At 62.4% G+C, this 26,720-nt stretch carries 22 protein-coding genes, 1 tRNA gene and 4 pseudogenes; 10 read left to right on the top strand and 17 right to left on the bottom strand.

Annotation, left to right across the window (positions count from 1 at the left end; all coding sequences use genetic code 11):
• The first annotated feature begins 1 nt into the window (after nt 1).
• The gene (gene clpA / locus TZ03_RS02430) at nt 2–2,272 is read left to right on the top strand and encodes an ATP-dependent Clp protease ATP-binding subunit ClpA (protein WP_051095569.1); all 2,271 of its coding nucleotides are present in this window, start codon (nt 2–4) and stop codon (nt 2,270–2,272) included.
• A 179-nt stretch (nt 2,273–2,451) separates the two neighbouring features.
• On the opposite strand, the gene infA is transcribed toward clpA, so the two are convergent.
• From infA to aat, 3 genes are all read right to left on the bottom strand, one after another.
• Nucleotides 2,452–2,670, bottom strand: coding sequence for a translation initiation factor IF-1 (infA, locus tag TZ03_RS02425; protein ID WP_002553999.1), 219 nt, complete (start codon nt 2,668–2,670; stop codon nt 2,452–2,454).
• Nucleotides 2,671–2,772: 102 nt separating this feature from the next.
• Complete coding sequence (locus tag TZ03_RS02420; RefSeq protein WP_051095568.1) at nt 2,773–3,480, bottom strand: arginyltransferase; 708 nt, start codon at nt 3,478–3,480, stop codon at nt 2,773–2,775.
• 56 nt (nt 3,481–3,536) lie between these two features.
• The gene (gene aat / locus TZ03_RS02415; protein ID WP_051095567.1) at nt 3,537–4,217 is read right to left on the bottom strand and encodes a leucyl/phenylalanyl-tRNA--protein transferase; all 681 of its coding nucleotides are present in this window, start codon (nt 4,215–4,217) and stop codon (nt 3,537–3,539) included.
• 400 nt (nt 4,218–4,617) lie between these two features.
• On the opposite strand from aat, the gene TZ03_RS02410 reads away from it, so the two are divergent.
• The 6 genes from TZ03_RS02410 to cysG all read left to right on the top strand — a co-directional run bounded on the left by TZ03_RS02410 (nt 4,618) and on the right by cysG (nt 12,283).
• Nucleotides 4,618–7,173, top strand: a complete 2,556-nt coding sequence (locus TZ03_RS02410; protein WP_414860296.1) for a DNA translocase FtsK — start codon at nt 4,618–4,620, stop codon at nt 7,171–7,173.
• Between the two features lie 62 nt (nt 7,174–7,235).
• Nucleotides 7,236–7,871: an outer membrane lipoprotein chaperone LolA gene (gene lolA / locus TZ03_RS02405; protein WP_051095565.1), complete on the top strand. Its 636-nt coding sequence runs from the start codon at nt 7,236–7,238 to the stop codon at nt 7,869–7,871.
• Nucleotides 7,872–7,883: 12 nt separating this feature from the next.
• Nucleotides 7,884–9,209, top strand: a complete 1,326-nt coding sequence (locus tag TZ03_RS02400) for a replication-associated recombination protein A (protein ID WP_051095564.1) — start codon at nt 7,884–7,886, stop codon at nt 9,207–9,209.
• Nucleotides 9,206–9,580: a fluoride efflux transporter CrcB gene (crcB, locus tag TZ03_RS02395; RefSeq protein ID WP_051095563.1), complete on the top strand. Its 375-nt coding sequence runs from the start codon at nt 9,206–9,208 to the stop codon at nt 9,578–9,580. The genes TZ03_RS02400 and crcB overlap by 4 nt, the downstream gene beginning before the upstream one ends.
• A gap of 30 nt (nt 9,581–9,610) precedes the next feature.
• Nucleotides 9,611–10,891 (top strand): serine--tRNA ligase, encoded by a 1,281-nt coding sequence (serS, locus tag TZ03_RS02390; RefSeq protein ID WP_051095562.1) that lies wholly within the window; start codon nt 9,611–9,613, stop codon nt 10,889–10,891.
• Nucleotides 10,892–12,283, top strand: coding sequence for a siroheme synthase CysG (gene cysG / locus TZ03_RS02385; RefSeq protein ID WP_051095561.1), 1,392 nt, complete (start codon nt 10,892–10,894; stop codon nt 12,281–12,283).
• Between the two features lie 132 nt (nt 12,284–12,415).
• Here the strand turns inward: cysG and TZ03_RS29650 are convergent.
• The 10 genes and pseudogenes from TZ03_RS29650 to TZ03_RS02345 all read right to left on the bottom strand — a co-directional run.
• Nucleotides 12,416–12,526 (bottom strand): annotated as a pseudogene (locus TZ03_RS29650) (glutathione S-transferase family protein); the annotation flags it as partial.
• Nucleotides 12,527–12,615: 89 nt separating this feature from the next.
• Nucleotides 12,616–12,729: pseudogene (locus tag TZ03_RS29645) on the bottom strand (glutathione S-transferase family protein); the annotation flags it as partial.
• Between the two features lie 86 nt (nt 12,730–12,815).
• Nucleotides 12,816–13,775: a glutathione S-transferase family protein gene (locus TZ03_RS02380; protein WP_051095560.1), complete on the bottom strand. Its 960-nt coding sequence runs from the start codon at nt 13,773–13,775 to the stop codon at nt 12,816–12,818.
• A 94-nt stretch (nt 13,776–13,869) separates the two neighbouring features.
• The gene (locus TZ03_RS02375) at nt 13,870–14,886 is read right to left on the bottom strand and encodes a glycosyl transferase family protein (RefSeq protein WP_051095559.1); all 1,017 of its coding nucleotides are present in this window, start codon (nt 14,884–14,886) and stop codon (nt 13,870–13,872) included.
• Nucleotides 14,883–15,218, bottom strand: a complete 336-nt coding sequence (locus TZ03_RS02370) for a TusE/DsrC/DsvC family sulfur relay protein (protein ID WP_051095558.1) — start codon at nt 15,216–15,218, stop codon at nt 14,883–14,885. Before TZ03_RS02370 ends, TZ03_RS02375 begins: the two co-directional genes overlap by 4 nt.
• Nucleotides 15,215–15,511, bottom strand: coding sequence for a sulfurtransferase complex subunit TusB (tusB, locus tag TZ03_RS02365; RefSeq protein WP_051095557.1), 297 nt, complete (start codon nt 15,509–15,511; stop codon nt 15,215–15,217). The genes TZ03_RS02370 and tusB overlap by 4 nt, the downstream gene beginning before the upstream one ends.
• Nucleotides 15,511–15,870, bottom strand: a complete 360-nt coding sequence (gene tusC, locus TZ03_RS02360) for a sulfurtransferase complex subunit TusC (protein WP_051095556.1) — start codon at nt 15,868–15,870, stop codon at nt 15,511–15,513. Before tusC ends, tusB begins: the two co-directional genes overlap by 1 nt.
• 1 nt (nt 15,871) lies before the next feature.
• Nucleotides 15,872–16,264 carry a sulfurtransferase complex subunit TusD gene (gene tusD / locus TZ03_RS02355; RefSeq protein WP_051095555.1) on the bottom strand — a complete coding sequence of 131 codons (393 nt, stop codon included), beginning with the start codon at nt 16,262–16,264 and terminating at the stop codon, nt 15,872–15,874.
• A gap of 175 nt (nt 16,265–16,439) precedes the next feature.
• The gene (locus TZ03_RS02350) at nt 16,440–17,819 is read right to left on the bottom strand and encodes a nucleobase:cation symporter-2 family protein (RefSeq protein WP_051095554.1); all 1,380 of its coding nucleotides are present in this window, start codon (nt 17,817–17,819) and stop codon (nt 16,440–16,442) included.
• Between the two features lie 508 nt (nt 17,820–18,327).
• Nucleotides 18,328–18,999, bottom strand: coding sequence for a Bax inhibitor-1/YccA family protein (locus TZ03_RS02345; protein ID WP_019471940.1), 672 nt, complete (start codon nt 18,997–18,999; stop codon nt 18,328–18,330).
• Nucleotides 19,000–19,132: 133 nt separating this feature from the next.
• Here TZ03_RS02345 and TZ03_RS02340 point away from each other — a divergent pair.
• Nucleotides 19,133–19,220 (top strand) — tRNA-Ser (locus TZ03_RS02340).
• A gap of 123 nt (nt 19,221–19,343) precedes the next feature.
• On the opposite strand, the pseudogene TZ03_RS28200 reads toward TZ03_RS02340, so the two are convergent.
• A pseudogene (locus TZ03_RS28200) lies at nt 19,344–20,411 on the bottom strand (tyrosine-type recombinase/integrase).
• Nucleotides 20,412–20,731: 320 nt separating this feature from the next.
• Here TZ03_RS28200 and TZ03_RS02330 point away from each other — a divergent pair.
• On the top strand, nt 20,732–22,276 hold the full coding sequence (locus tag TZ03_RS02330; protein ID WP_152645357.1) for a hypothetical protein: 1,545 nt from the start codon (nt 20,732–20,734) through the stop codon (nt 22,274–22,276).
• 109 nt (nt 22,277–22,385) lie between these two features.
• Here the strand turns inward: TZ03_RS02330 and TZ03_RS31870 are convergent.
• Both TZ03_RS31870 and TZ03_RS02325 read right to left on the bottom strand, forming a co-directional pair.
• Nucleotides 22,386–22,475 (bottom strand): annotated as a pseudogene (locus tag TZ03_RS31870) (molybdenum cofactor guanylyltransferase MobA); the annotation flags it as partial.
• Between the two features lie 341 nt (nt 22,476–22,816).
• The gene (locus TZ03_RS02325) at nt 22,817–23,773 is read right to left on the bottom strand and encodes a LysR substrate-binding domain-containing protein (protein ID WP_051095552.1); all 957 of its coding nucleotides are present in this window, start codon (nt 23,771–23,773) and stop codon (nt 22,817–22,819) included.
• Between the two features lie 92 nt (nt 23,774–23,865).
• Here TZ03_RS02325 and TZ03_RS02320 point away from each other — a divergent pair, with 92 nt between their 5' ends.
• The gene (locus tag TZ03_RS02320) at nt 23,866–25,071 is read left to right on the top strand and encodes a cation:dicarboxylate symporter family transporter (RefSeq protein WP_051095551.1); all 1,206 of its coding nucleotides are present in this window, start codon (nt 23,866–23,868) and stop codon (nt 25,069–25,071) included.
• 14 nt (nt 25,072–25,085) lie between these two features.
• Here the strand turns inward: TZ03_RS02320 and TZ03_RS02315 are convergent, their stop codons facing one another.
• Nucleotides 25,086–26,678, bottom strand: a complete 1,593-nt coding sequence (locus TZ03_RS02315) for an argininosuccinate lyase (RefSeq protein ID WP_051095550.1) — start codon at nt 26,676–26,678, stop codon at nt 25,086–25,088.
• Nucleotides 26,679–26,720: the final 42 nt, after the last annotated feature.

Raw genomic sequence — 26,720 nt, 5'->3', positions numbered from 1 at the left:
TATGTTAAACCGCGAGCTCGAAGTCACCCTCAATCTTGCCTTCAAGGAGGCTCGTTCGAAGCGTCATGAGTTCATGACCGTCGAACATCTGCTGCTGGCACTCCTTGACAATGAGGCTGCCGCGACCGTTCTGCGCGCCTGTGGCGCCAATCTCGACAAACTCAAGCACGACCTGCAAGAGTTCATCGATTCCACCACGCCCCTTATTCCGGTCAACGACGAAGACCGCGAAACCCAGCCGACCCTGGGCTTCCAGCGTGTGCTGCAGCGTGCCGTGTTCCACGTGCAAAGCTCCGGCAAGCGCGAAGTCACCGGTGCCAACGTGCTGGTGGCAATCTTCAGTGAGCAGGAAAGCCAGGCCGTGTTCCTGCTCAAGCAGCAGAGCGTGGCCCGCATCGACGTGGTCAACTACATCGCCCATGGCATTTCCAAGGTGCCGGGCCATGGTCCACATTCCGAAAGCGACCAGGAAATGCAGGACGAAGAGGGTGGCGAAACCTCCTCTTCGAGCAACCCGCTGGACGCCTATGCCAGCAACCTGAACGAGCTGGCCCGTGCCGGCCGTATCGACCCGCTGGTAGGTCGCGAGCAGGAAGTGGAGCGCGTGGCGCAAATCCTTGCTCGTCGGCGCAAGAACAACCCGCTGTTGGTGGGTGAGGCCGGCGTGGGCAAGACCGCCATCGCCGAAGGCCTGGCCAAGCGCATCGTCGATGGCCAGGTGCCCGACCTGCTGGCGCAGAGCGTGGTGTACTCCCTCGACCTCGGCGCACTGTTGGCCGGTACCAAGTACCGCGGCGACTTCGAAAAGCGCTTCAAGGCGCTGCTGGGTGAGCTACGCAAGCGCCCGCAGGCGATCCTGTTCATCGACGAAATCCACACCATCATCGGGGCCGGTGCGGCGTCGGGTGGGGTGATGGACGCATCCAACCTGCTCAAGCCGCTGCTGTCGTCCGGTGAAATCCGGTGCATCGGCTCGACTACCTTCCAGGAGTTCCGTGGCATCTTCGAGAAGGACCGTGCCCTGGCGCGGCGCTTCCAGAAGGTGGATGTCAGCGAACCGTCGGTCGAAGACACCGTGGGCATCCTGCGCGGCCTGAAAGGGCGCTTCGAAAGCCACCACAACATCGAATACAGCGACGAAGCCCTGCGCGCCGCCGCCGAACTGGCCTCACGCTACATCAATGACCGGCACATGCCGGACAAGGCCATCGATGTGATCGACGAAGCCGGTGCCTACCAGCGCCTGCAGCCGGAAGCCAACCGCGTCAAGCGCATCGACGTGCCGCAGGTCGAGGACATCGTCGCCAAGATCGCGCGGATTCCGCCGAAGCACGTCACCAGTTCCGACAAGGAACTGCTGCGCAACCTGGAACGCGACCTGAAACTGACCGTGTTCGGTCAGGATGCGGCCATCGATTCGCTGGCCACTGCCATCAAGCTGTCCCGTGCCGGCCTCAAGTCGCCGGACAAGCCGGTCGGCTCGTTCCTGTTCGCTGGCCCTACCGGCGTCGGCAAGACCGAAGCGGCGCGGCAGCTGGCCAAGGCGCTGGGTGTGGAGCTGGTACGTTTCGACATGTCCGAGTACATGGAACGCCACACCGTGTCGCGCTTGATCGGTGCGCCTCCTGGCTATGTTGGCTTCGACCAGGGTGGTTTGCTGACCGAAGCGATCACCAAGCAGCCGCACTGCGTACTGCTGCTCGACGAAATCGAGAAGGCTCACCCGGAAGTCTTCAACCTGCTGCTGCAGGTGATGGACCACGGTACCCTGACCGACAACAACGGGCGCAAGGCTGACTTCCGTAACGTGATCCTGATCATGACCACCAACGCCGGGGCGGAAACCGCGGCGCGGGCATCGATCGGCTTCACCCATCAGGACCACGCGTCCGATGCCATGGAGGTGATCCGCAAGAGCTTCACGCCGGAGTTCCGCAACCGCCTGGACACCATCATCCAGTTCGGCCGCCTGAGCCACGAGACGATCAAGAGCATCGTCGACAAGTTCCTTATCGAACTGCAGGCGCAGCTGGAAGACAAGCGGGTGCTGCTGGAAGTCAGCGATGCCGCACGCGGCTGGCTGGCGGCGTCGGGCTACGACGTGCAGATGGGCGCGCGGCCGATGGCGCGGCTGATCCAGGACAAGATCAAACGGCCGCTGGCCGAGGAGATCCTGTTTGGCGAACTGGCCGAGCATGGTGGCGTGGTGCACGTCGACCTGCGCGATGGCGAACTGGTGTTCGACTTCGAGACCACGGCTGAGGTTGCGTGATTTTGGGGCCGCTTGCGGCCCTTCGCGGGCAAGCCCGCTCCTACATGGATCGCATATGCAGCTGCATGCACGGTCCTTTGTAGGAGCGGGCTTGCCCGCGAAGGGCTGCAAAGCAGCCCCCTACAATGTTTCAGGCAAAAAAAGCCCGGCACATGGCCGGGCTTTTTCATGGCTTGAGCTTAGCGCGCACGGTAAGTGATGCGGCCCTTGCTCAGGTCGTACGGCGTCAGTTCGACGCGGACCTTGTCGCCAGTGAGAATGCGGATGTAGTTCTTGCGCATCTTTCCGGAGATGTGCGCGGTTACGACGTGCCCGTTTTCCAACTCCACGCGGAACATGGTGTTGGGCAGGGTGTCGACGACAGTACCTTCCATTTCGAAGCTGTCTTCTTTCGACATGCAGTAGAGCCCTCGGATCCAGTGTTGGCCCGACGCATAACCGCACCGGGCAAAAAAGTGGCGTGGATTATGCCCGAAAACTGTGTGTCAAGCCAATGCCTTTCAGTTGAGGGTGACCCAGCGCTGGTTTATCAGCAACTCGATGGGCCGGTACTGCGTCTTGTAGTTCATTTTCTTGCAGTTCTTGATCCAGTAGCCCAGGTAAACCGCCTCCAGGTCCTGGCGCAGGGCTTCGGTGATCTGCCAGAGGATGGCGAAGCGGCCGAGGCTGCGGCGTTCTTCGTCCGGCTCGTAGAAGGTGTACACCGCCGACAGGCCGTTGGGTAGCAGGTCGCACACCGCCACCGCCATGAGTCGGCCGGCCAGGCGGAACTCGTAGAACCAGCAGAACGGCAGGTCACGCACCAGGAAGGTGGAAAACTGGTCGCGGCTGGGCGGGAACATGTCACCGTCGGCGTGGCGCGTCTCGATATAACGCCGGTACAGGTCGAAGTACTCTTCCTTGAACGCCGGGCGCGCCGCAGTCACGGTCAGGTCGGCGTTGCGCTTGAGGATGCGCCGTTGCTGGCGGTTGGGGATGAAGCGCGCCGCCGGGATGCGCGCCGGCACGCAGGCGTTGCAGTTCTGGCAGTGGGGGCGGTACAGGTGGTCGCCACTGCGGCGAAAGCCCATTTCCGATAAATCGGCGTACACGTGCACGTCCATCGGCTGGCTGGGATCGAGGAACAGCGTGGTCGCTTGCTCGTCGGGCAGGTAGCTGCAGGAGTGGGGCTGAGTGGCATAGAACTTCAACCGCGCCAACTCTGTCATGATCAACCCCCTCGGTGAGACTTTGTTTTAAGTGTAAGCCAGCTATGGGAACTCGCCTAGGGAACCCATGTGGCGCTGTTGGGCTGGTCGAGGTGGCGCGCCAGGTAGTCGGCGAATTCGGCGCGGCTGATGGCGCGTGCGCCCAGGCTGTGCAGGTGGTTGGTCGGCATCTGGCAGTCGATGAGGGCGAACCCGGCCTGGCGTAGGTGGTTGACCAGGGTCACGAAGCCGACCTTGGAGGCGTTGTCGGCGCGGCTGAACATCGATTCGCCGAAGAACAACTGGCCCATGGCCAGGCCGTACAGGCCGCCGACCAGTTCGCCGTCCTGGCGTACTTCCACCGAATGGGCGATGCCGCGCCGGTGCAGTTCGCAGTAGGCGTTGCGCATGGTGTCGGTGATCCAGGTGCCGCCTTGGTAGTCACGTGGTGCGGCGCAGGCGGCGATCACGGCGGGGAAGTCGGTGTCGAAGCTGACCTGGTAGCGGCCCTGGCGCATCAGCTTGGCCAGCGAGCGCGATACGTGCAGCTGGTCTGGGAACAGCACCGTGCGCGGGTCGGGTGACCACCAGAGGATCGGCTGGCCGTCCTGGTACCAGGGGAAGCAGCCATGGCGATAGGCCTGCACCAGGCGCTCGGGGCTCAGGTCGCCGCCGGCGGCGAGCAGGCCGTTGGGGTCGTGCAGGGCCTTTTCCAGTGGCGGGAAGGTCAGCGAGTCGCGGGTCAGCCAGGTGAGCATGGTCTATCGTGCGGTGGGGGAGGGGAGAGGGCAGCATGGCGTGGGTGAAAAGCAGGGTCAATCTCTTTGGCTGCTTCGCGGCGGTTCGACGCCTCGATGAACCCGCTCCCACAGGTACTCCACTGTCTTCAGTGCCTGTGCAATACCTGTGGGAGCGGGTTTGCCCGCGAAGAGGCCGGCACAGGCGATGAAAACAGGCAATTTCCTACACATTCATGAAACCGCAGGCACCATCCGCTACATTTGCTGTCATACCTGTGCAAAAACACAGCATAAGCCTTTGTCACGAAAGAAAATGCGTGATCAAATTGCAGGTATATGAAAGTCGCCCCCGGTCAAACCCCCATGCGGCGTGCCGCCATGGCGGCTGGCGGGCAGTAATGTTAAAAGTAGTGGTTCATTGGCCGTACAGTCGGCCGATCACTATTGGACGCGCAGCACGCGCAGGAATAGACGCGTTTTGAAGAAATCCACCGCAACCCCAGCTCCCTTGCCCGTGCCCCTGTGGCGGCAGCAGCTGCATTATCGCCTCAAGGAAGGTGCGTTGATCGCCGTCGGCGCCCTGTGCCTGTACCTGTGGATGGCGCTGCTGACCTACGACACCTCGGACCCGGGCTTCAGCCACACCAGCAACGTCGACCAGGTGCAGAACGCCGCCGGGCGTGCCGGTGCCTACTTCGCCGACATCCTGTTCATGGTGCTGGGTTACTTCGCCTACATCTTCCCGCTGCTGCTGGCGATCAAGACCTGGCAGATCTTCCGCGAACGCCACCAACCGTGGGACTGGAGTGGCTGGCTGTTCTCCTGGCGCCTGATCGGGCTGGTGTTCCTGGTGCTGTCCGGTGCGGCGCTGGCGCATATCCATTTCCACCCGGCGGCAGGCCTGCCGTTCTCCGCCGGTGGTGCACTGGGCGAGAGCCTCGGCGACCTGGCGCGCAACCTGCTGAACGTGCAGGGCAGCACGCTGATGTTCATTGCCCTGTTCCTGTTCGGCCTGACCGTGTTCACCGACCTGTCTTGGTTCAAGGTGATGGACCTGACCGGCAAGATCACCCTCGACCTGTTCGAGTTGCTGCAGGGCGCCGCCAACCGCTGGTGGGAAGCGCGCAACGAGCGCAAGCGCCTGGAGGCACAGTTGCGCGAGGATGAGCCGGTGCTCAAGGCCGCGCCGATGGCCGCCGAGAAGCGCGAGCCGGCCAGGCCGGCACTGCGTGAGCGTATCTTCAAGCGTGAGGAGGCGCCCGCGGCGGTCGAGCCACGTGAGCCGACCCTGGGCGAGCCGATCGTGCCGCCACGTGAGACCGCACGTGAGCCTGTGGCACCGCGTGAAGCCGTGGTGCCGCGCGAACAGCATGTGGCCCCGACCATCGTGCCACCGGCAGCAGCCAGGGCGCCGGAGCCGAGCAAGCGGGTGATGAAGGAGAAGCAGGCGCCGCTGTTCATCGACAGCGCCGTGGAAGGCACCTTGCCGTCGATCTCGATCCTTGACCCTGCCGAGCAGAAGAAGATCGAGTATTCGCCAGAATCCCTGGCCGGTGTCGGCCAACTGCTGGAAATCAAGCTCAAGGAATTCGGTGTGGAAGTGGCGGTGGACTCGATCCACCCGGGCCCGGTGATTACCCGTTATGAAATCCAGCCGGCCGCCGGCGTCAAGGTCAGCCGCATCGCCAACCTGGCCAAGGACCTGGCGCGCTCGCTGGCAGTGACCAGCGTGCGCGTGGTCGAGGTGATCCCGGGCAAGACCACGGTGGGTATCGAGATCCCCAACGAAAACCGCCAGATGGTGCGCTTCTCCGAAGTCCTGGCCACGCCGCAGTACGACGAGCAGAAATCGCCGGTCACCCTGGCCCTGGGCCACGACATCGGCGGCAAGCCGGTGATCACCGACCTGGCCAAGATGCCCCACCTGCTGGTGGCCGGTACCACCGGTTCCGGTAAGTCGGTGGGTGTGAACGCGATGATCCTGTCGATCCTGTTCAAGTCCAGCCCGGAAGACGCGCGGCTGATCATGATCGACCCGAAAATGCTCGAACTGTCGATCTATGAAGGCATCCCGCACCTGCTGTGCCCGGTGGTCACCGACATGAAGGACGCCGCCAACGCCCTGCGCTGGAGCGTGGCCGAGATGGAGCGGCGCTACAAGCTGATGGCGGCCATGGGCGTGCGTAACCTGGCCGGCTTCAACCGCAAGGTCAAGGATGCCCAGGAAGCTGGCGAAATCATCCATGACCCGCTGTACCGCCGCGAGAGCATGGACGACGAGCCGCCAGCGCTGAAGACCCTGCCGACCATCGTGGTGGTGGTCGACGAATTCGCCGACATGATGATGATCGTCGGCAAGAAGGTCGAAGAGCTGATCGCCCGTATCGCACAGAAGGCGCGGGCGGCCGGTATCCACCTGATCCTCGCTACCCAGCGCCCGTCGGTGGATGTGATCACCGGCCTGATCAAGGCCAACATCCCGACCCGCATGGCGTTCCAGGTATCCAGCAAGATCGACTCGCGGACCATCATCGACCAGGGCGGCGCCGAGCAACTGCTGGGCCACGGTGACATGCTGTACATGCCGCCGGGCACCAGCTTGCCGATCCGTGTGCACGGTGCGTTCGTTTCCGACGACGAAGTGCACCGGGTGGTGGAAGCGTGGAAGCTGCGTGGCGCCCCGGACTACAACGACGACATCCTCAATGGTGTCGAGGAGGCCGGTAGCGGCTTCGAAGGCGGCGGTGGCGGCGGCGATGGCGAAGATTCGGAAAGCGACGCCCTGTATGATGAGGCCGTGCAGTTCGTGCTGGAAAGCCGCCGTGCGTCCATTTCGGCGGTACAGCGCAAGCTGAAGATCGGCTACAACCGTGCTGCGCGCATGATCGAAGCCATGGAAATGGCCGGTGTGGTCACCCCCATGAACAGCAACGGTTCGCGGGAAGTGATTGCCCCGGGTGGCCCGCGCGACTGATGAACCCCCTGCCGGGCACCAACGGTGGTGCCCGGCCTTTTCAATGCTCAATGAGGATTCCCATGCGCGCGATTCGCATGCTGTTGGTTTCTGCCCTGGCCGCGGCTTCCATGTCGGCCACCGTTTCGGCTTTTGCCGGTGAGCAAGACGTACAACGCCTGACCCAGTTGCTGGAAAAGTCGCAGACCATCGAGGCTAACTTCTCCCAGCTGACCCTGGACGCGGGCGGCACCAGCCTGCAGGAAACCTCCGGCAAGATGACGGTCAAACGCCCAGGCCTATTCTATTGGCACACCGATGCGCCGCAGGAGCAGGTGGTGGTGTCCGACGGCAAGAACGTCACCCTGTGGGACCCGGACCTGGAACAGGCCACCATCAAGAAGCTCGACGTGCGCTTGAACCAGACCCCGGCGCTGCTGCTGTCCGGCGATGTGTCGAAGATCAGCCAGAGCTTCGACATCACCTCCAAGGAGCAGGGCGAAGTGATGGACTTCACCCTCAAGCCGAAGACCAAGGACACCCTGTTCGACTCGCTGCGCGTGTCGTTCCGCAAAGGCCTGATCAATGACATGCAACTGATCGACAGTGTCGGTCAGCGCACCAATATCCTTTTCAATGGCGTCAAGGCCAACCAGGCAGTGCCGGACAGCAAGTTCAAGTTCGACATCCCCAAGGGCGCGGACGTCATCAAGGAGTAACCAGAGCTCGCCATGGACCTGTTTCGAAGCGAACCCGTCGCCCAGCCTCTGGCCGCCCGCCTGCGCCCGTCCAACCTGGACGAGTACGTTGGCCAGGAGCACCTGCTGGCGCGCGGCAAACCGCTGCGTGAGGCGCTGGAGCAGGGTGCGCTGCACTCGATGATCTTCTGGGGCCCGCCGGGGGTGGGCAAGACCACCCTTGCGCGGCTGCTGGCGCAGTTTTGCGATGCGCATTTCGAAACGGTGTCGGCGGTGCTGGCCGGGGTGAAAGAGATCCGCCAGGCGGTCGAGGTGGCCAAGCAGCAGGCTGGCCAGTATGGCCGTCGGACCATTTTGTTCGTCGACGAAGTACACCGCTTCAACAAGTCGCAGCAGGACGCCTTCTTGCCCTATGTGGAAGACGGCACCCTGCTGTTCATCGGCGCCACCACCGAAAACCCGTCTTTCGAGCTTAACAACGCGCTGCTGTCGAGGGCGCGGGTGTATGTGCTCAAAAGCCTCGACGAGGCAGCCCTGCGCAAGCTGGTCAACCGTGCGCTCACCGAAGAGCGCGGCCTGGGCAAGCGCAACCTGAAGGTGGGGGACGACGCCTTCAAGATGCTGATGGCGGCTGCTGATGGCGATGGTCGGCGCATGCTCAACTTCCTTGAGAACGCCTCTGACCTGGCCGAAGATGGCAGCGAGATCGACGTCGAGATGCTGCAGAGCCTGCTCGGCGACAGCCGTCGCCGCTTCGACAAGGGTGGCGAGGCGTTCTACGACCAGATTTCCGCGCTGCACAAATCGGTGCGCGGCTCCAATCCCGATGGCGCCCTGTACTGGTTTGCGCGCATGCTCGACGGTGGCTGCGACCCGTTGTACATCGCCCGTCGCGTGGTGCGCATGGCCAGCGAAGACATCGGCAACGCCGACCCGCGCGCGCTCAGCCTGTGCCTGGCCGCGTGGGACGTGCAGGAACGCCTGGGCAGCCCCGAAGGCGAGCTGGCGGTGGCCCAGGCCATCACCTACCTGGCCTGTGCGCCAAAGAGCAACGCGGTGTACATGGGCTTCAAGACCGCCCTGCGCGAGGCCGCCGAACATGGCTCGCTGGAAGTGCCGCTGCATCTGCGCAACGCGCCGACCAAGCTGATGAAGCAGCTAGGTTACGGCGACGAGTACCGCTATGCCCACGATGAACCCGACGCCTATGCCGCCGGCGAAGATTATTTCCCGGAAGAGCTTGAACCGCGCCAGTACTACCAGCCGGTGCCGCGAGGCCTGGAACTGAAAATTGGCGAAAAGCTGCGCCACCTGGCCGACCTGGACCGCAACAGCCCCCGCCAGCGGAGAAAACCGTGATTGCCCTCATCGCCGCAGTCAGCGCGGGCGGTATCGCCGGGACCTTGTTGCGCTTCGCCACCTCGAATTGGGTTGTGACCCACTGGCCGCGGCATTTCTATGCCGGTACCCTGGCGGTCAATCTGGTTGGCTGCCTGCTGATCGGCCTGCTCTATGGCCTGTTCCTGCACAAGCCGCTGGCGCCGGTCGAGCTGCGCGCCGGCCTGATCGTCGGCTTCCTCGGTGGCCTGACGACCTTTTCCTCCTTCTCGCTCGATACCGTGCGCCTGATGGAAAGTGGGCAGGTGCCCCTTGCCTTGGGCTATACCAGTATCAGCGTGGTGGGCGGGCTGCTCGCGACCTGGGCCGGCCTGTCCCTGACCCGATTCTGAACCAACACCTACATATAACGAGAGAACGATATGCTCGATTCCAAACTGTTACGCGGCCAACTTCAGGAAGTGGCGGATCGCCTGGCCTCCCGTGGCTTCAGCCTGGATGTCGCGCGCATCGAATCACTGGAAGAGCGCCGCAAGGCGGTGCAGACCCGCACCGAACAACTGCAGGCCGAGCGTAACGCCCGCTCCAAGTCCATCGGCCAGGCCAAGGCCAAGGGCGAGGACATTGCGCCGCTGATGGCCGACGTCGAGCGCATGGCCAACGAGCTGGCTGCCGGCAAGACCGAACTGGACGCCATCCAGGCCGAACTGGACGGCATCTTGCTGACCATCCCTAACCTGCCGGACGCCAGCGTACCGGTCGGTGCCAGCGAGGACGACAACGTCGAAGTGCGCCGTTGGGGCACGCCGAAGGCCTTCGACTTCGAAATCAAGGACCACGTCGCCCTTGGCGAAGTCAGCGGTGGCCTGGACTTCGAAGCCGCCGCCAAGCTCTCCGGCGCCCGCTTTGCCGTGCTGCGTGGCCCGGTCGCTCGCCTGCACCGCGCCCTGGCGCAGTTCATGATCAACCTGCACACTGGCGAGCACGGTTACGAAGAACACTACACCCCGTACATGGTCCAGGCCCCGGCCCTGCAGGGCACTGGCCAGTTGCCGAAGTTCGAGGAAGACCTGTTCAAGATCAGCCGCGAAGGCGAGGCCGACTTCTACCTGATCCCGACCGCCGAAGTGTCGCTGACCAACCTGGTGGCCGGTGAAATCCTCGATGCCAAGCAACTGCCGCTGAAGCTGGTCGCCCATACGCCGTGCTTCCGCAGCGAAGCCGGTGCTTCGGGTCGTGACACCCGCGGCATGATTCGCCAGCACCAGTTCGACAAGGTCGAGATGGTGCAGGTGGTGGAGCCGTCCAAGTCGATGGAAGCCCTGGAAGGCCTGACCGCCAACGCCGAGCGCGTGCTGCAGTTGCTGGAGCTGCCGTACCGCGTGCTGGCCCTGTGCACCGGCGACATGGGCTTTGGTGCGGTGAAAACCTACGACCTGGAAGTGTGGGTACCCAGCCAGGACAAATACCGCGAGATCAGTTCCTGCTCCAACTGCGGCGACTTCCAGGCGCGCCGCATGCAGGCCCGCTGGCGCAACCCGGAAACCGGCAAGCCAGAACTGGTGCACACCCTCAATGGCTCCGGCCTGGCGGTGGGCCGTACCCTGGTTGCCGTGCTGGAAAACTACCAGCAGGCCGACGGTTCGATCCTGGTGCCGGAAGTGCTGAAGCCGTACATGGGTGGTGTCGAGGTCATCCGCTAAATGGATTACCTGCCGCTGTTCCACAAGCTGCAGGGCGGCCGCGTGCTGGTCGTCGGCGGCGGTGAGATCGCCTTGCGCAAGGCGCGCCTGCTGGCGGATGCCGGCGCCGCGCTGCGCGTGGTGGCGCCGGATGTCGATGGCCAGTTGGCCGCGTTGGCCCGGCAGGGTGGCGGTGAGGTGCTGGTGCGTGGCTATCAGGCGGCCGACCTGGTCGGTTGCCGGCTGGTGATTGCGGCCACTGACGACCCTGGGCTCAACGCCCAGGTGTCGGCCGATGCGCAGGCCCTCAGCCTGCCGGTCAACGTGGTGGATGCGCCGGCCCTGTGCACGGTGATCTTCCCGGCCATCGTCGACCGTTCACCCTTGGTGGTGGCGGTATCCAGTGGCGGTGACGCGCCAGTACTGGCGCGTTTGATTCGCGCCAAGCTGGAAGCTTGGATCCCGTCTGCCTATGGCGAACTGGCCGGCCTGGCTGCGCGCTTTCGCGATAAGGTCAAGGCCTTGTACCCGGACGTCAACCAGCGCCGCGGCTTCTGGGAAACCGTGTTCCAGGGGGCGATCGCCGAGCGCCAGTTGGCCGGGCAGGGCGCCGAGGCCGAACGCCTGTTGCAGGCCATGGTCGACGGCGCGCCGGTGCAGCAGGGCGGTGAGGTGTACCTGGTAGGGGCGGGGCCGGGCGACCCGGACTTGCTGACCTTCCGTGCCTTGCGCCTGATGCAGCAGGCTGACGTGGTGCTGTACGACCGCCTGGTGGCGCCTGCCATCATCGAAATGTGCCGGCGCGATGCCGAGCGCATCTACGTGGGCAAGCGCCGTGCCGACCACGCTGTACCGCAAGAGCAGATCAACCGCCTGCTGGTCGACCTGGCCCAGCAGGGCAAGCGCGTGTTGCGCCTGAAGGGCGGCGACCCGTTCATCTTCGGCCGCGGTGGCGAAGAGATCGAAGAGTTGGCCGAGCATGGCATTCCGTTCCAGGTAGTGCCGGGCATCACGGCGGCCAGTGGTTGCTCCGCTTATGGCGGGATTCCGCTGACTCATCGCGACTATGCCCAGTCGGTGCGCTTCGTGACCGGGCACCTGAAGGATGGCACCAGCAACCTGCCTTGGGATGACCTGGTGGCGCCGGCGCAGACCCTGGTGTTTTACATGGGGTTGGTGGGCTTGCCGACCATTTGTGCCGAGCTGATTCGCCATGGGCGTGCGGCCAGCACCCCGGCGGCGCTGGTGCAGCAGGGGACTACGCGTAATCAGCGGGTATTCACCGGCACCCTGGCGGACTTGCCGCAGCTGGTGGCCCAGCATGAAGTGCATGCGCCGACACTGGTGATCGTTGGGGAAGTGGTGCAACTGCGCGACAAGCTGGCCTGGTTCGAAGGTTCGCAGAACAGCTGAAATCGCCGGGGCCGCTTTGCGGCCCATCGCAGGCAAGCCAGCTCCCACAGGTGCTGCACAAGGCTTCGGGCTTGTGCAGCACCTGTGGGAGCTGGCTTGCCGGCGATGGGCTGCGAAGCAGCCCCGGCTATCTCAAGCCTGCCAAATCCCTTTACCCGCCAACCGCTCCCGATCATGCGCCAGGCCAAAGTCCTGCAAGGGCCTCTTGGGCACGATCCCGTTCGGGTTGATGGTCTTGTGGCTCCCACAGGTGCTGCGCCAGTCTCAAGGGCTGCGCTGTACCTGTGGGAGCTGGCTTGCCTGCGATGGGCTGCAAAGCAGCCCCGGCTATCTCAAGCCTGCCAAATCCCTTTACCCGCCAACCGCTCCCGATCATGCGCCAGGCCAAAGTCCTGCAAGGGCCCCTTGGGCACGATTCCGTTCGGGTTGATGGTCTTGTGGCTCCCACAGGTGCTGCGCCAGTCTCAAGGGCTGCGCTGTACCTGTAGGAGCTGGCTTGCCGGCGATGGGCTGCAAAGCAGCCCCGGCTATCTCAAGCCTGCCAAATCCCTTTACCCACCAACCGCTCCCGATCATGCGCCAGGCCAAAGTCCTGCAAGGGCCCCTTGGGCACGATCCTGTTCGGGTTGATGGTCTTGTGGCTCATGTAATAGTGCTTCTGGATATGCTCCATGTTCACCGTGCCCGCCACGCCCGACCATTGGTACAGCTCACGCAGCCAGTTCGACAGGTTGTGGTAGTCGCTCAGGCGCCGCAGGTTGCATTTGAAGTGCCCGTGGTACACCGCATCGAAGCGCACCAGCGTGGTGAACAAGCGCACGTCGGCTTCGGTCAGGTACTCGCCAGCCAGGTAGCGATTGCGGCTCAGCAGGTCTTCCAGATAGTCGAGCTCGTTGAACACATCGTCGAACGCTGCCTCGTAGGCCTCTTGCGTGGTGGCGAAGCCTGCGCGGTACACGCCGTTGTTCACCGCCGGGTATATGCGTTCGTTCAGCGCCTCGATGGTCGGGCGTAACGGCTCGGGGTACAGGTCCAGCGTGTTGCCGGTCAGCTCGTTGAACGCGCTGTTGAAGATGCGGATGATCTCCGACGACTCGTTGTTGACGATGCGCTTCTCTTTCTTGTCCCACAGCACCGGTACCGTCACGCGGCCGGTGTAGTGCGGGTCATCCTGGGTGTAGCGTTGGTGCAGGTACTGCAGGGCGTCAAGGTGGTCGCCGGTGGAGCCTTGCTGCTGGTCGAAGGTCCAGCCATGGTCCTGCATCAGCCAGCTCACCACCGACACATCGATCAGCGGCTCCAGGCCCTTGAGCGCGCGAAAAATCAGCGTGCGGTGGGCCCATGGGCAGGCTAGCGACACGTACAGATGGTAACGGCCGGCCTCGGGCGCTGGCAGTGGGTTACGGCGCTGGGCGTTCTCGCGCTTGAACGCGCCGTCCTTGCCGTTTTCATACCACTGGTCATGCCAGCGGCCATCGATCAAAAGGCCCATGGTGAGCTCCTGGAACAAAGTGGTTTGTCGTTGGAGCCCAGTCTAGGCCAAATCGTTCGAACAAATAGCGCAAAGACTCGGGGGTTATGATCGATCAAATCGATCGATTGCGTGTATTCCAATAGCCGAGGGCTGTCGCGAACGCCTGCTCGCGCTCCTGCCCCAGACCGCGCAGAGCCAGGGCCATGGTGGCAATGACGGCCTTCTCGCCATAGCTGTCTTCAACCTCCCCACGCCACACCGCCAGCAACTGCTCGGCCTGCAAGCTGGGCGGTTTGACATGGCGGCGTTCGCTCAGGGCCGGCCACTCTTCGTCCCACGCTTCACCCGCCGTGGTGCCGTAGAGGTGGCTGATGACGTCGGGGTTGACTTCGATCTCGCCACCATCGCCCTTGATCACCACGGTATGGTCGCCGAGCAGACGGCTGGCCTCGCGGTGCACCGCCTGGTAACCGGGGTGGAAGATGCTCTGCAGGCCACAGCGCGCGCCCAGTGGGTTGAGTACCCGGGCCAGCGAGTGGATCGGCGAGCGCAGGCCCAGGGTATTGCGCAGGTCGATCATGCGCTGCAACTGCGGCGCCCAGTCGTGCAGTGGGAAGAACGCCAGATGGTGCTGGTCGAGGGCGTTGCCGACGGCGGCCCAGTCGCGGCACAGCGGAATCTGCAGCAGGCCGAGCAGCTGTTCGCTGTACATGCGCCCGGCGGTATGCGCGCCGCCGCCGTGCATCAGGATGCGCAGGCCATTGCTGGCCAGGCACTTGGCGGCCAGCAGGTACCAGGGCAGGTGGCGCTTCTTGCCGGCGTAAGTGGGCCAGTCCAGGTCCACGGCGATACGCGGGGCCTGCAGGTGCGCGCGCAGGGCCTCTGTGAAGCCGGCCAGCTCTTCGGCGCTTTCCTCCTTGTGCCGCAGCAGCATGAGGAAGGCACCGAGTTGGGTGTCTTCGACCTTGCCTTCCAGCAGCAGGGTCATGGCCGCGCGGGCTTCTTCGCGGGTCAGGCTGCGCGCACCGCGCTTGCCCTTGCCGAGAATGCGCACGAATTCGGCGAACGGGTGTTCGGCAGGGGTTTCCAGGGTAAGCGGGCGGGCTTCGTTGGGGAGTGGCTGGGTCATATGCAGTTGGTCGGCTTGGGCAGGCCCGCCAGCTTGGCGGCAAGTTTAGCGGGAGTGCCGTTGAACAGGCGGTTCAGGTGCGGGCTGTTGCCCTTTTCCGGGCCCAGCTTGAGGGCTGTGTACTTGATCAGCGGGCGTGTGGCCGGGGACAGCTGGTATTCCTGGTAGAACTGGCGCAGCAGTTCGAGGATTTCCCAGTGGTCCGCCGTCAGCGGGATACCCTCGCGCGCGGCCAGGGCCTCGGCTGCGGCGTGGGACCAGTCTTGCAGGTCGACCAGGAAGCCGTCCTTGTCCAGGGCAATGGCTCGATCGCCAACGTTGAGCGTGTTCATAGCCAGCTGTTGACCTTGTCGTAATGCAGCGACAGTTCGACAAAGCCAGCGTAGTCCACGGCCTTGGCCAGGTCGTTGCCGACCCCGCGGGCTTGTACGTCCTCGTCCAGGGCGAACAGGCGCTGGGCCAGGCCAGCGGCTTGCAGCAGGCGGTGCGGCTCGCTGCCGTTGCGCAGGGCATACACTGCATCGCCGCACAGCAGCAGGGCGTCGCTGGCACCGAGCAGGCGCAGGCAACTGGCCAGGCGCTCGTCGCCAAACGGGGAGTGGGCAATTACATGCAGGGTCGTCATCAGAGCGTTACCACCTGGTCGAAACGGGTGATCAGCGCGGCCAGGGCCGCGTCGTCGAGCACTTGCACCGGTAGCGCCAGGGTGTCGGCTGCAAGGCCCCGGCGGGCCAGGCTGTGGCTGCAGGCGAACAGTTCCTCGACGCCGAACATTGGCAGCGCTTGCAGGTTGGCGGCCAGGTTCTTCTGTTGCAGGGCAGCAGGCTGCTGGTCCGGGGCGAGCTGGTATACGCCATCGTTGAGGAACAGCATGCCCAGCGGCAGGTCGAAGGCGCCACCGGCCAGGGCAATGTCCAGCGCCTCGCGGGCCGATGGGCCGTTCCAGGGGGCCTGGCGACTGATGATCAACAAGGATTTGGCCATTTCAGTCGCCTCCGAAGCAGACAAGGCGATCGGCAACCTGTGCCGCCTCATGCAACTGGCCAAGCCCCGACAGCTCCCAGGGCTTGGGCAGGTTCACGGCCGGGCGCTGGTAGCGGTTGGCCTCGGCCTCGTCGAGCACGCCACGGCGCAGGGCGGCGGCGATGCACACCACCGCGTCCAGCTGGTTGGCTGTAATGAAGGCACGCCACTGGCCGGCCACGTCCAGCTCGTCCTGGGGCGCGACCACGTTGGCCGAGGCACTGTGTACCCCGTCCTGGTAGAAGAACAGCCGGGCAATCTCATGCCCGCCGGCCAGCACCGCCTCGGCGTAGCGCAGGGCGCGCCGCGAGGAGGGCGCATGGGCCGGGGAGAACACCGCGATAGCGAATTTCATGGATAACTCATGCAAAGGAATGGTGCCATGATAAAGCAAAAAAGCCCGCGTCCGCTTGTGCAGCGGGTGCGGGCTTTCTCTTCAGCCTCCAGGCTGGCTCGGTCTCTTGTAGCAGCTGGCTTGCCTGCGATGGGCCGCGTGGCGGCCCCATCTCCCTATCAGAAGGAAACCGCCCTCAAGCCTGTTCCTTGCTCTCCGGCAAGAACCAGTTCAGCACCAGGGCACAGATACCACCGGTGGCGACACCCGATTCCAGCACATTGCGGATCGCCGCCGGCATGTGCGCCAGGAACTCCGGCACCTGCGCCACACCCAGGCCCAGCGCCAGAGACACAGCGATAATCAACAGGGCGCGGCGGTCGAGGCGAGTGCTGGCCAAAATATTGATGCCCGAAGCCGCAACCGCCCCGAACATGACCATGGCCGCGCCACCCAGCACCGGCTCCGGCACCGCCTGGATCACCCCGGCAACGCTCGGGAACAGGCCCAGCAGCACCAGCATCACGGCAATCCAGATACCGATATGGCGGCTGGCGATACCGGTCAGCTGAATCACACCGTTGTTCTGGGCGAAGATCGAGCTGGGGAAGGTGTTGAACAAGCCGGCCAGCAGCGAGTTGGCACCGTTGACCAGCACACCGCCCTTGATCCGCTGCATCCATACCGGGCCTTCGACCGGCTGGCGCGAGACCTTGCTGGTGGCGGTAACGTCACCGATGGCTTCCAGCGAAGTCACCAGGTAGATCACCAGCATCGGAATGAACAGCGCCCAAGAGAAGCCCAGGCCGAAGTGCAGTGGCGTCGGTACCTGGAACAGCGCGGCTTCGTGCATGCCGGTGAAGTCCAGGCGGCCCAGGTAGCCGGCCAGGGCGTAGCCGGCCGCCAAGGCGATGACAATGGCGCAGCTGCGCATCCACACCACTGGGATGCGGTTGAGGATGACGATGATCGCCAGCACCACGCCCGACAGCAGCAGGTTTTCGCCATTGGCGAAGGTGCCGTTGGCCATGGCACCGAAGCCACCGCCCATGCTGATCAGGCCGACCTTGATCAGTGTCAGGCCGATCATCAGCACTACGATGCCGGTCACCAGCGGGGTGATCAGGCGTTTGACGAAGGGCAGGATGCGCGACACGCCCATCTCCACGAACGAACCGGCGATTACCACACCGAAGATGGCCGCCATCACGCTTTCTACCGGCGTGCCTTGCTTGACCATCAATGCACCGCCGGCAATCAGCGGGCCGACAAAGTTGAAGCTGGTACCTTGAACGATCAGCAAACCGGCGCCGAACGGCCCGAAGCGCTTGCACTGGACGAAGGTGGCGATACCCGAGATGACCAGCGACATGGAGACGATCAGGTTGGTATCACGCGCAGAAACACCCAACGCCTGGCAAATCAGCAGGCCAGGGGTGACGATCGGTACGATGATCGCCAGCAGGTGTTGCAAGGCTGCCAGCAGGCCGATCAACAGCCGTGGCTTGTCCTCCAGACCAAGCACCAGTTCATTGGCAGGCGCTGCCGCGCCCAGGCTGTGTTCGTGTGAGCTCATTGCTGAAAGCTGCCCCGCAAGAAAAAAGGACCGCATTCTACGGGGTGAGGGCGGTTTGGGGTAGGGGAAAGCACGATGGCGGCATGATCGGCGACCATTTGATCAGTTAGCTGACTTTGTGGTCAGTTATTGCGAGCTTTGCGCGGCCGGTACATGGCACCGGCTTCGCCGGTGTTCGCGGCTAAAGCCGCTCCCACAAAAGCGGGCTGTGTGGCTAATGCCAGTCAGTTAAGCCTATAAGGCACATTGGGGCTGCTGTGCAGCCCATCGACGCGGTTCGTCGCCACGACAAGCCAGCTCCCACAGGTACCGCGCAGATCTCAAGCTTTGCGCAAGTCCCTGTGGGAGCTGGCTTGCCGGCGATGAGGCCAGTCCAGGCAATACAAGACGGTTGCTTCCACAGGTGCAGCAATAGCTTGAAGATCGCGCGATACCTGTGGGCGCGCGCAACCATTTCCGATACCCACAAAAAAGCCCGCCGAAGCGGGCTTTCTCAAGCAGCAATCAATCAGTCATCACGACCCATGATGCCAAACAGCTGCAGCAGGCTGACAAACAGGTTGTAGATCGATACATACAGGCTGATGGTCGCCATGATGTAGTTACGCTCGCCGCCGTGGATGATCGCGCTGGTCTGGAACAGGATGCAGACCGACGAGAACAGCACGAAGCCAGCGCTGATCGCCAGTTGCAGGCCGCTGATCTGGAAGAAGAAGCTGGCCACGACAGCACCCAGCAGAACGAAGAAGCCAGCAGTGATGAAGCCGCTGAGGAAGCTCATGTCCTTACGGGTGATCAGCACGTAAGCCGACAGGCCGCCAAACACCAGTGCAGTCATGGCAAATGCCGAGCTGACCACTTCAGCGCCACCGGCCATGCCCAGGTAACGGTTGAGAATAGGGCCGAGAATGAAGCCCATGAAGCCGGTAAGGGCGAAGGTGGACACCAGGCCCCAGGCCGAATCACGCAGTTTGTTGGTAAGGAAGAACAGCCCGTAGAAGCCGATCAGCACCACGAATATGTTCGGGTAACCGACACGCATCTGCTGGGCAACGAAGGCCATGACACCGCTGAAGGCGAGGGTAAGTGCCAGCAGGCTGTACGTGTTGCGCAGGACCTTGCTGATCTCCTGCTGCTCGACCTGCTGGCCGTGGTGTACGGCGTAATCCTGTTCGCGCATGGCGACACTCCTTGGTAAACCTGTGGTTTCGAACATTCAGATGCAGGGAGTCTATCAGAGCTTGCGCAACCGGCGACATAGAGAGTTTGACAGCGTGTTTCATTACGGTATGATGGCGGCCGCAAAACGAGCTGGAAGCGTGGCCGAGTGGTTTAAGGCAACGGTCTTGAAAACCGTCGATGGGCAACTATCCTAGAGTTCGAATCTCTACGCTTCCGCCATATTCAGAGCCCTGATTATTCAGGGCTTTTTGCGTTTTTGGAGGGCGGAAAACTTGATGCTGAAAAGGCCAAGTGTTCCGCAACTTTTCGATGGTGTTCCGCAATTCCTTCGTAAAAGATGTTTCATCGGGTTGGTTTCACGATCTCCCCGACGCGGCGGTAAACGGTCTGCGTGATCCGCTTATCGGTGTGCCCTAGTAGCCTACTCGCGTGCGCCAGGTCTTCAATTTCGCTCGCTGCTTTGGGGCGGATATCGCGAAACTGGAATTGACGAATGCTGTCGGCCAGGACGCTATCGAGGTCTTCCATCGCTTTGGCGGCGGCCTTGGATCTAGCATCATCAAAGCGAAGGCGTAGCATCGCTGACGTCACGTTACGGCCGTCCTCTGTCACGATCAGGTAAGGGTTGCGCACCCCGCGCGCCTTGCGTTGGCTTAGAAGGCGCTCAACCAGTATCCCAGCTGGCTGGTCTCTGTTTCCGACTCAAGACGTATCCTCAATTTTTTTTGTCGTTTTGCCCTGGGCGAATTGCAGAAAACCATCAACCACATCTGTCGCCCGGGTGGCCAGTACATCAGCTGGGCGTTGACCGGTCAGATAGCCCAAGTCCATTGCATCGCGCAGCTCGGAAGTGGCGTGGTTGTACACCGCATCCCAGATCGCCGGTCCTGCATAAAAGTCCCTAGGAGTCTCCTTGTTCTTACGGATACCGGTCGCTGGGTTTGGGCGGTCAGTAATGCCCCACTCCCTTGCCATGTTGAAAATGTGAGAGAGAAGGGCAATCTCTCGATTCGCCCTAACCTTGCCTGTCCGTCGATCTCGATACTGAGCAAGTACTTGAGGTGTAATCAGCTCCATCGGGGCATCATCGAAGGCTTTGCGCAACTGTTTGAGCTCAGCCAGGTTGTCCTTCTGGGTTCGCGGCTTTTTACCCGGGATGACATCCCTTTCATAGCGATCGAATAGCTGCCCCATCAAGCGCGTTATCTTTGGAATGGCCTTCCTGTCGAGCTTCGCCCATTCTACTTTGGCGATGTCCAGGTCGTTACCTAAAGGTATCTCTCGACGCCTGCCATCTTCGTCCCTGCCGTCGTAGTAGTAAGCAACCCAGATGTTGCCGTTTTTGCGCTTTCGCGTACGCCGAATCATTCGCGGCGGAAGATCTCTATTAGCGGTTTGTTTCGGACGCATCTTGCTGCTACGCAGAAGGTGAACGGCGGGGATGTGGTCTTCAAGGTTGAATGAGTAAAACAGCCGTTCCTGCCCACTCGATAACTATTCCATCATGTTGCGTGCTTCCCTGCTGGCCGATGCGCGGATTTTGCCGCAGGCCAGACAGGGGAGCTACTTTTTCAACAGAATCGGCCAGAAGCTGCCGTTCGATTTGTCTAGACACTCCGGGGCGATTCACTGACCCGCCGGCACTGAATCACTCTTGCTGGTTTCAGGATGTCAATGGAGTGGTGGATATGGAACTATTGGTCGCTCCGAATATATAAGGAAGAATGCTGTTGTCTGCTACTAAAGAACTCATTTCCCTGCACCTGGACAAGGCAGCGGCGCAACTGCGTGCCGAGGCGCTTGAGCAAAACCGGGCCCTCCACCTGGAGTTGCAAGAGCTCAAGGCGTCCAGCGCTAGTCTGCTCCACGAAGTCCAGAGCCAGATCGGCAATGTCGAGGCGAAGGTTTCCGAACGAGCCATTGAGAAGACACTGTCGATTCTTCATCACATCAAGCAGTGGATTCTCTTGGTCGGAACCTTCATGACCCTGGCATTGGCTGTGGGAGCATTCTTTGGCTACAAGAACCTTGCCGACAGCCTGACGACCACCTTCACGAACAAGGTTGAGCGGTGGTTACGCTTCGAGGACGGTGATAGCGATGAAAGCATGGCGCTTGATGCAATGCGCACCCAAGCGCTGCTGGACGCTTACATGGTGCGTTTCGCCCGTGAGCGTCTGGATGGGCGCAATGGTTCATTGTCTCTGACAGAAGCTGAGCGGCAGCGTCTACTCGCGATCCTTCAGGATCCGTCATCGGATGTCGGGCAGTTCTCCGACGCGTTGACCATCATTACCCGTAGTCGTGGGCTGTTCGCGCCGGCCTGGATGGAGGACCCAACTGGTAAAGCTCTTGCCCAACTGGTGAACGACTCATCTTTGAGCCAGCACAAGCAGGTGTTGCTGCTTGAACGGCTGAAGTTCGACCGCGCTTTCCTGCCGTTCTCGCGCACTCTCATCGCGGACGCTGATCACGTTTGGTCCATGAAAATGCTGGCATTCGATAACCTCAAACTGTTCGAGGATCCTATGGCTTTGGCGTTCGCCCAAGCCAATGTGGGCAAGGTGGACCGTTACTATCGTTCCAAGCTGGCGCTCTATATCGCGCAGAATACAGGTTCTTATGCGGCGGTGAACGAATATGCACAGTTCCTGCGCGAGACAAAGCCAGAGCTGTGGCAGTCCGATCTTCTGGAACTGGTGGGAGGCCTGGGTGGAATCTTGCCAAGCACCGGTGAGTTGCCGCTGGAGGATATCAGCGCCCTGATCGGTGATAGCGTGCTGCTGGGGGCAGGCATTCGCCTGACTGATTTGTTAGGTTCCAGACGCTTGGCGCTCGAGTTGGATGGAGGCTACGCGGCGCTGGTCGAGCCCGGCCGCTGGCTCAATGAGCCACGCGTGATTGGTGCGATTATCCGGCATCAGCCACTTTCACCTGATTGGTTGGCCAGGGTGGTCTCGTTTTTCCAGGTCAATGACCAAGGTTACGAACTGGCGACGCTGCAACTAACGCTTCGAGACGAGGACCGCCTGCTGACGCAACAGGGTGCCCTCGGCGCCAGCGACGTGCGTGGCCAGGTGTGGTTGAGGGTCGAAACCGTTCCAGGGGGGCATCGGCTTAGCGCGACCTGGCGTGATGCGAACACAGGGCGGATATCGGTAAGTGGGATCGAGTCACCGCAGCGCTTGCCAACGAGCGTTTTCCAACTGTCGTTTGATCCTCAGTTGTTGAAAAGCCTGACCTATCAAATGCGCGTCTATGAAGACTACCTATGATTTGAAGAGGCGCTCAGCCTTGCAGGGCCTAGGGGGAGGAAGTTGCTCAGCGAATATCGCCATCCGGGCATTCCAGCCCGGCCATACCTTCGCAGGACAAGGCTTTCTACAGGCTGCGCATTCCTGCATTCCATCCTTGCACGAGCCCAAATAGAAACCGGCGCGGCAACACGCTGAACATCGGCTGCCAGTACCCACCATGGCAGCGCTGCCACGAGTCCCTGCAAGGCTGAGCAGGTTAATCGCAGGTGGCCGACAAAGGCCGCGGCCATCGACTATGCCAAGTCAGACATCCCACTAGCAGCAAAATAGGGCATCGGCTCCTTTCCTTCCTTTACCCCGAAAAAGGGATATGTGGGCCTGCGAGCTTTCATACCCCTGCTGCACTTACTAAGCGGAGCGGGCAGGTTACTCCTGAACGACTCCGCACGCGGTGAGATGGCGCTCAAGCCTTAAAGCCAAGGAGACTAGGCTCTGTCTGAGAAGCCGGCGCATACACCGCATGACACAAGCCAGCGAGACCATTACGGCATAGCTGAGTCACACAGGCAGGCCTTCCCTGCGGCAGGGCCTTCCTGCCATCTGCCTGGCCAGGGCGACGAAATTATCCTGGGCAGGGGTAGGGTTGAATGTGCGGCATGCCAGAGTGACAGGCGCGACCAGGCGCGGGCGTGCATCGCGGATGCGGCAGTAGACAATGCTCGAATCATGCAGGCCGGTCATCGACGCAGGCACTGCCGAAATACCCGCCCCAGCCGCTACCAGGCTCAGGTTGGTTAGCATGCGCTCGATCTCGCAGGCGATCCTGGGCTCGAAGCCGGCGTTGCGGCAGGCCTTGACCAGGTTGGCGTACATGCCCGGCGCGCCGGGCTTTCTGACCAGAATGAACGGCTCGTCGGCCAGGGCCTGCAACGTGAAACCGCGCTGTGCCATGGCCTGCAAGGCTTCACCGCTGGCGCCTGCGAACAGCGGGTGATCGACTGGCAGGGCCAGTACCATCTCCTCATTGAGCAGCCTGTGGTAGCTGACACCGTCCACGGTGCTGACCGGCGCACGCAGGATGGCCATATCCAGCCGGCCTTCGGCCACGCCGTGGGTAAGGCCCTGGGCGTTGTCTTCACTCACGGTTAGTTCCACGTCCGGGTAGCGTTCGCGATAGGCCCGGATGATCCGCGGGATCAGCGCGTGGGCGGCTGCAGAACTGGTGAAGCCCAGTGCCAAGGTGCCTGCGATGCCGTGAGCGACCCGTGCTGCCCGGTGGGCACCCCGACCAACCCGCGCCAGGATGTCACGCGCTTCCTGCAGGAACACTTCACCGCCGGCGGTAAGCGCCACGCCCTTGGGATGACGAATGAACAGGGCAAAACCCAGTTCGTCTTCCAGTGCGCGTATCTGTTGGCTCAACGGTGGTTGTTGCATGTTCAGGCGTGCGGCTGCACGGGTAAAATGCTGCTCCTCGGCCACCATGACGAAGTAACGCAGATGTCGCAGTTCCATTGGCTTGTTCACCTCTTGAGTCGGCCCGGCAGGCTGGTCGTTCAGGATACTCCGTTGCCGTCGCTCACCAATGCTCCGAGCCGGGGCGTTCGATGATCGCGGCTATCGCCCGCAAAGGCAGTATGCAGATGGTGCTGGCCATCGCCTGCGGCCTGCTGCTGGGGCTGTGGCAACCCGACCTCGCACGCGCCATGAAACCACTCAGTGATGTGTTCCTGCTGGCAGTGGGAGCGCTCATTCCGTTCGTCATGTTCGCGCTGGTGGTATCGGCCCTTGGGCGCCTGGGGCGTGGTGTCGGTACCGTGGCGATGCAGATGCTGGCGTATTTCCTGTGCATGTCGTTGCTGTCGCTGGTTGTAGGGTTGGCGATTGGCTTGTTGATGCGCCCGGGCGTATCCGCCGATCTGGCATTGGCACCACTGGAGTGGAACGGTGCGGGGCCTGCGCTGCTCGACGCACTTCCCGCCATTCTGGTGCAGGCATGCACCCAAAGCATCATGCTGCCGACACTGTTGGCCGCCATCGTGACCGGGTGTTTACTGCGGCTGTTGGGCGAGGGTGCAAAGGCTTGGCTGGCCCCGCTCGATCGGTTGTTGGCGCTGCTGTTGCGAGTGTTGCGCGGGGTGGTTCGGCTGGCCCCGGTCGCCGCGTTCGGCGCCATGGCGTTCACGGTTTCCCGGTACGGCAGCGCATCGTTGTGGCCGCTGCTGAAGTTTCTGCTGGCCATGTACGTGGCATCGTCGTGTTTCGTGTTCGGCATCCTGGCCCTGGTTGCCCGGTGCTGCGGCTATTCCCTGCTGCGGCTCATTGCCTGGTTGAAAAGCGAACTGCTGCTGGTGGTGTTCACCGGGTCATCGGTGGCGGCGCTGCCTGCGCTGGTCGAGCGCCTGGAGCGGGCTGGCTGCCCGGCTGCGCTGGTGCGGTTGTCGTTGACCACTGGCTACTCCTTCAACTTGCCGGGGTCGAATATCTACCTGGCCGTGGCCACGCTGTTTCTTGCCCAGCTGGCGGGTATAGAGCTGCAGGTCGGGCATGTGCTGTCGATCCTGCTCATTGGGCTGGTTACCACGCTCGGTTCGACCAGTGTCGCAGGCTCGGCCTTCCTCACCCTGGCCGCGACCTTGACGATCCTGCCGTTCGTACCGGTGCAAAGCGCAGGCTTGTTGCTGGCAGTCGAGCGGCTGATGAAGTGCCGCTCGCTCACCAATGTGCTGGGCAATTGTGTGGCCTGCCTGGCGCTTGCGCGCTGGCAGGGGACGCTCGATCGCCGTGAGCTCAGGGCCGCGCTGGGCACCTGAACCCCGGACAACAGTCAGTTTTTCAACAGTTTGCCGAACGCCTGGTCAAGCCCGGCTTCGGCATCGGCCAGGTGTTGGCGCCGGGCTTTGTCCCACTCGATGTCAGCCTGCAGCGTCTTTCTGGCTTCTGCTAGCATGCGTTGCACTTCGGCCGGCTGCGGCCCGCCGGTGCCGACCCGTGTCTTGACCATGTTGGTAGGTGACAGGGCCGCACGGAACGCGCTTTCGTTCAGCGGCAAGCTGGAGGCCGTCCATTTGTACTTGTCCGCTGCCTGGGTGAACAATTTCTGTGCTTGGGCGAACGGGAAGGTCTTTGGGGTATAGCCTTCGTTGCGCGCCTGGGTCACGATCAGGGAGGCGAAGCTGTGGCCAATACGGAATGGTACGTCATGCTCACGCTCTAGCGTGTCGGCCAGCTCCATGGAGGTGGACCATTCGTTTTCCAGCTCTTCCAACGCGCGCTCAGGGTTGATCTTCAACTTGTCCAGCACATGGTTCATGCGGGTGAACATCGAGATGGCCGAGTCGAAGAAGTCCAGATCATCGAAGGCATTCTTGTAGTCGGTCATGCCGGTGGTGACGTTGTGCGCGCGCAGGGTAACGGTTTGTGCCAGGCCAACGGTGTCGGATGCGGCCTCACGGGTACGCATGAGCAGGCCTGGGTTGCGTTTTTGCGGCATGGCGCTGCTGGTGTAGGTGGAGCCTTCTTCAAGCAGCAGCCACGGGCGGATCTGGTGATACTGGGTATGAATGTCGCCGATCATCGCGCCCAGGCGAATAGCCGAAGAGGAGGCGATACCGGCCGCTTCGATTGGTATGTCGTAGGTCGACACCTGGCTCGAATCCAGCGAGTTCTGCCGTACGCCATCAAAGCCCAACAGCTCGGCCAGCCGTTCGCGATTGAGCGGGTAGGCGGAGTTGGCCAGCACTGCGGTACCCATGGGGCTGAGGTTCAGGCGCTGGTAGAGCTGGGCGATGCGTTGCGCGTCGCGGGCAAAGGAGTCGGCGTAGGCGAGCAGGTAGTGAGCGTAGGAAATGGGCATCGCCTGGACGCCGTTGGTGTAGGCTGGTACCAGGGTTTGCACATTGTCGGCGGCGATGTCCAGTAGCCGCTGACGGGTCGTATTCATGGCCTGGGCATAAGCAAGAACCTGGCTGCGCAAACTGGCCAGGCGGTAAGTGGCATACATGTCCTGCCGGCTACGGCCCGAGTGGATCAGAGACCCTTCGGGGCCGATCTTGTCGGTCACGATCTTTTCCACCTGCAGTACGTCACTGGGCCGTTTGCCGTTGGGCTGGTTGCCCTGCTCGATGGTGTACTCGACGCCACCTGCGATCTTGCGGCCCAGTTGCGGGGTAACGATACCTTGCTCGGTGAGCATCACGATCGAGGCTTTGTTGATGCGGTTGATCCAGTCGAACTGCCGTTCACCTGCGCCGGGCCGGGGGCCCTTGGGTTCGGCTGCGGCGCCGATGCTGGCGGCTTCGGCCTGGCATTGGGCGGTGGTTTTGCACGGCAATTGCGAGGTGTCGGCGGCCTGGGCCAGATTGCCAGCGGCAAGCGCGATGAACAGGGCCAGTGGCAGAAGGGGACGGGGAGCGATCATGCAAAGGGTTCCTTTCGGTTATCGAACGGCGCCGGCGCCTGG

The organism is Pseudomonas sp. 10-1B, from assembly GCF_000935045.1.
Taxonomy (GTDB): Bacteria; Pseudomonadota; Gammaproteobacteria; order Pseudomonadales; family Pseudomonadaceae; genus Aquipseudomonas.
The sequence above is the reverse complement of the archived record's forward strand: the minus strand, read 5'-3'. Positions and strand labels throughout refer to the sequence as shown.

Excerpts from the sequence above, each read along its gene's own strand:
- lolA (WP_051095565.1), top strand. The coding sequence starts at position 7,236 with ATGCGCGCGATTCGCATGCTGTTGGTTTCTGCCCTGGCCGCGGCTTCC.
- cysG (WP_051095561.1), top strand. The coding sequence starts at position 10,892 with ATGGATTACCTGCCGCTGTTCCACAAGCTGCAGGGCGGCCGCGTGCTG.
- tusC (WP_051095556.1), bottom strand. The coding sequence starts at position 15,870 with ATGGCCAAATCCTTGTTGATCATCAGTCGCCAGGCCCCCTGGAACGGC.
- TZ03_RS02400 (WP_051095564.1), top strand. The coding sequence starts at position 7,884 with ATGGACCTGTTTCGAAGCGAACCCGTCGCCCAGCCTCTGGCCGCCCGC.
- serS (WP_051095562.1), top strand. The coding sequence starts at position 9,611 with ATGCTCGATTCCAAACTGTTACGCGGCCAACTTCAGGAAGTGGCGGAT.
- TZ03_RS02345 (WP_019471940.1), bottom strand. The coding sequence starts at position 18,999 with ATGCGCGAACAGGATTACGCCGTACACCACGGCCAGCAGGTCGAGCAG.
- TZ03_RS02320 (WP_051095551.1), top strand. The coding sequence starts at position 23,866 with ATGATCGCGGCTATCGCCCGCAAAGGCAGTATGCAGATGGTGCTGGCC.
- tusD (WP_051095555.1), bottom strand. The coding sequence starts at position 16,264 with ATGAAATTCGCTATCGCGGTGTTCTCCCCGGCCCATGCGCCCTCCTCG.
- TZ03_RS02375 (WP_051095559.1), bottom strand. The coding sequence starts at position 14,886 with ATGACCCAGCCACTCCCCAACGAAGCCCGCCCGCTTACCCTGGAAACC.
- TZ03_RS02325 (WP_051095552.1), bottom strand. The coding sequence starts at position 23,773 with ATGGAACTGCGACATCTGCGTTACTTCGTCATGGTGGCCGAGGAGCAG.
- TZ03_RS02315 (WP_051095550.1), bottom strand. The coding sequence starts at position 26,678 with ATGATCGCTCCCCGTCCCCTTCTGCCACTGGCCCTGTTCATCGCGCTT.
- aat (WP_051095567.1), bottom strand. The coding sequence starts at position 4,217 with ATGCTCACCTGGCTGACCCGCGACTCGCTGACCTTCCCGCCACTGGAA.
- infA (WP_002553999.1), bottom strand. The coding sequence starts at position 2,670 with ATGTCGAAAGAAGACAGCTTCGAAATGGAAGGTACTGTCGTCGACACC.
- tusB (WP_051095557.1), bottom strand. The coding sequence starts at position 15,511 with ATGACGACCCTGCATGTAATTGCCCACTCCCCGTTTGGCGACGAGCGC.
- TZ03_RS02370 (WP_051095558.1), bottom strand. The coding sequence starts at position 15,218 with ATGAACACGCTCAACGTTGGCGATCGAGCCATTGCCCTGGACAAGGAC.
- clpA (WP_051095569.1), top strand. The coding sequence starts at position 2 with ATGTTAAACCGCGAGCTCGAAGTCACCCTCAATCTTGCCTTCAAGGAG.
- TZ03_RS02420 (WP_051095568.1), bottom strand. The coding sequence starts at position 3,480 with ATGACAGAGTTGGCGCGGTTGAAGTTCTATGCCACTCAGCCCCACTCC.
- TZ03_RS02350 (WP_051095554.1), bottom strand. The coding sequence starts at position 17,819 with ATGAGCTCACACGAACACAGCCTGGGCGCGGCAGCGCCTGCCAATGAA.
- TZ03_RS02380 (WP_051095560.1), bottom strand. The coding sequence starts at position 13,775 with ATGGGCCTTTTGATCGATGGCCGCTGGCATGACCAGTGGTATGAAAAC.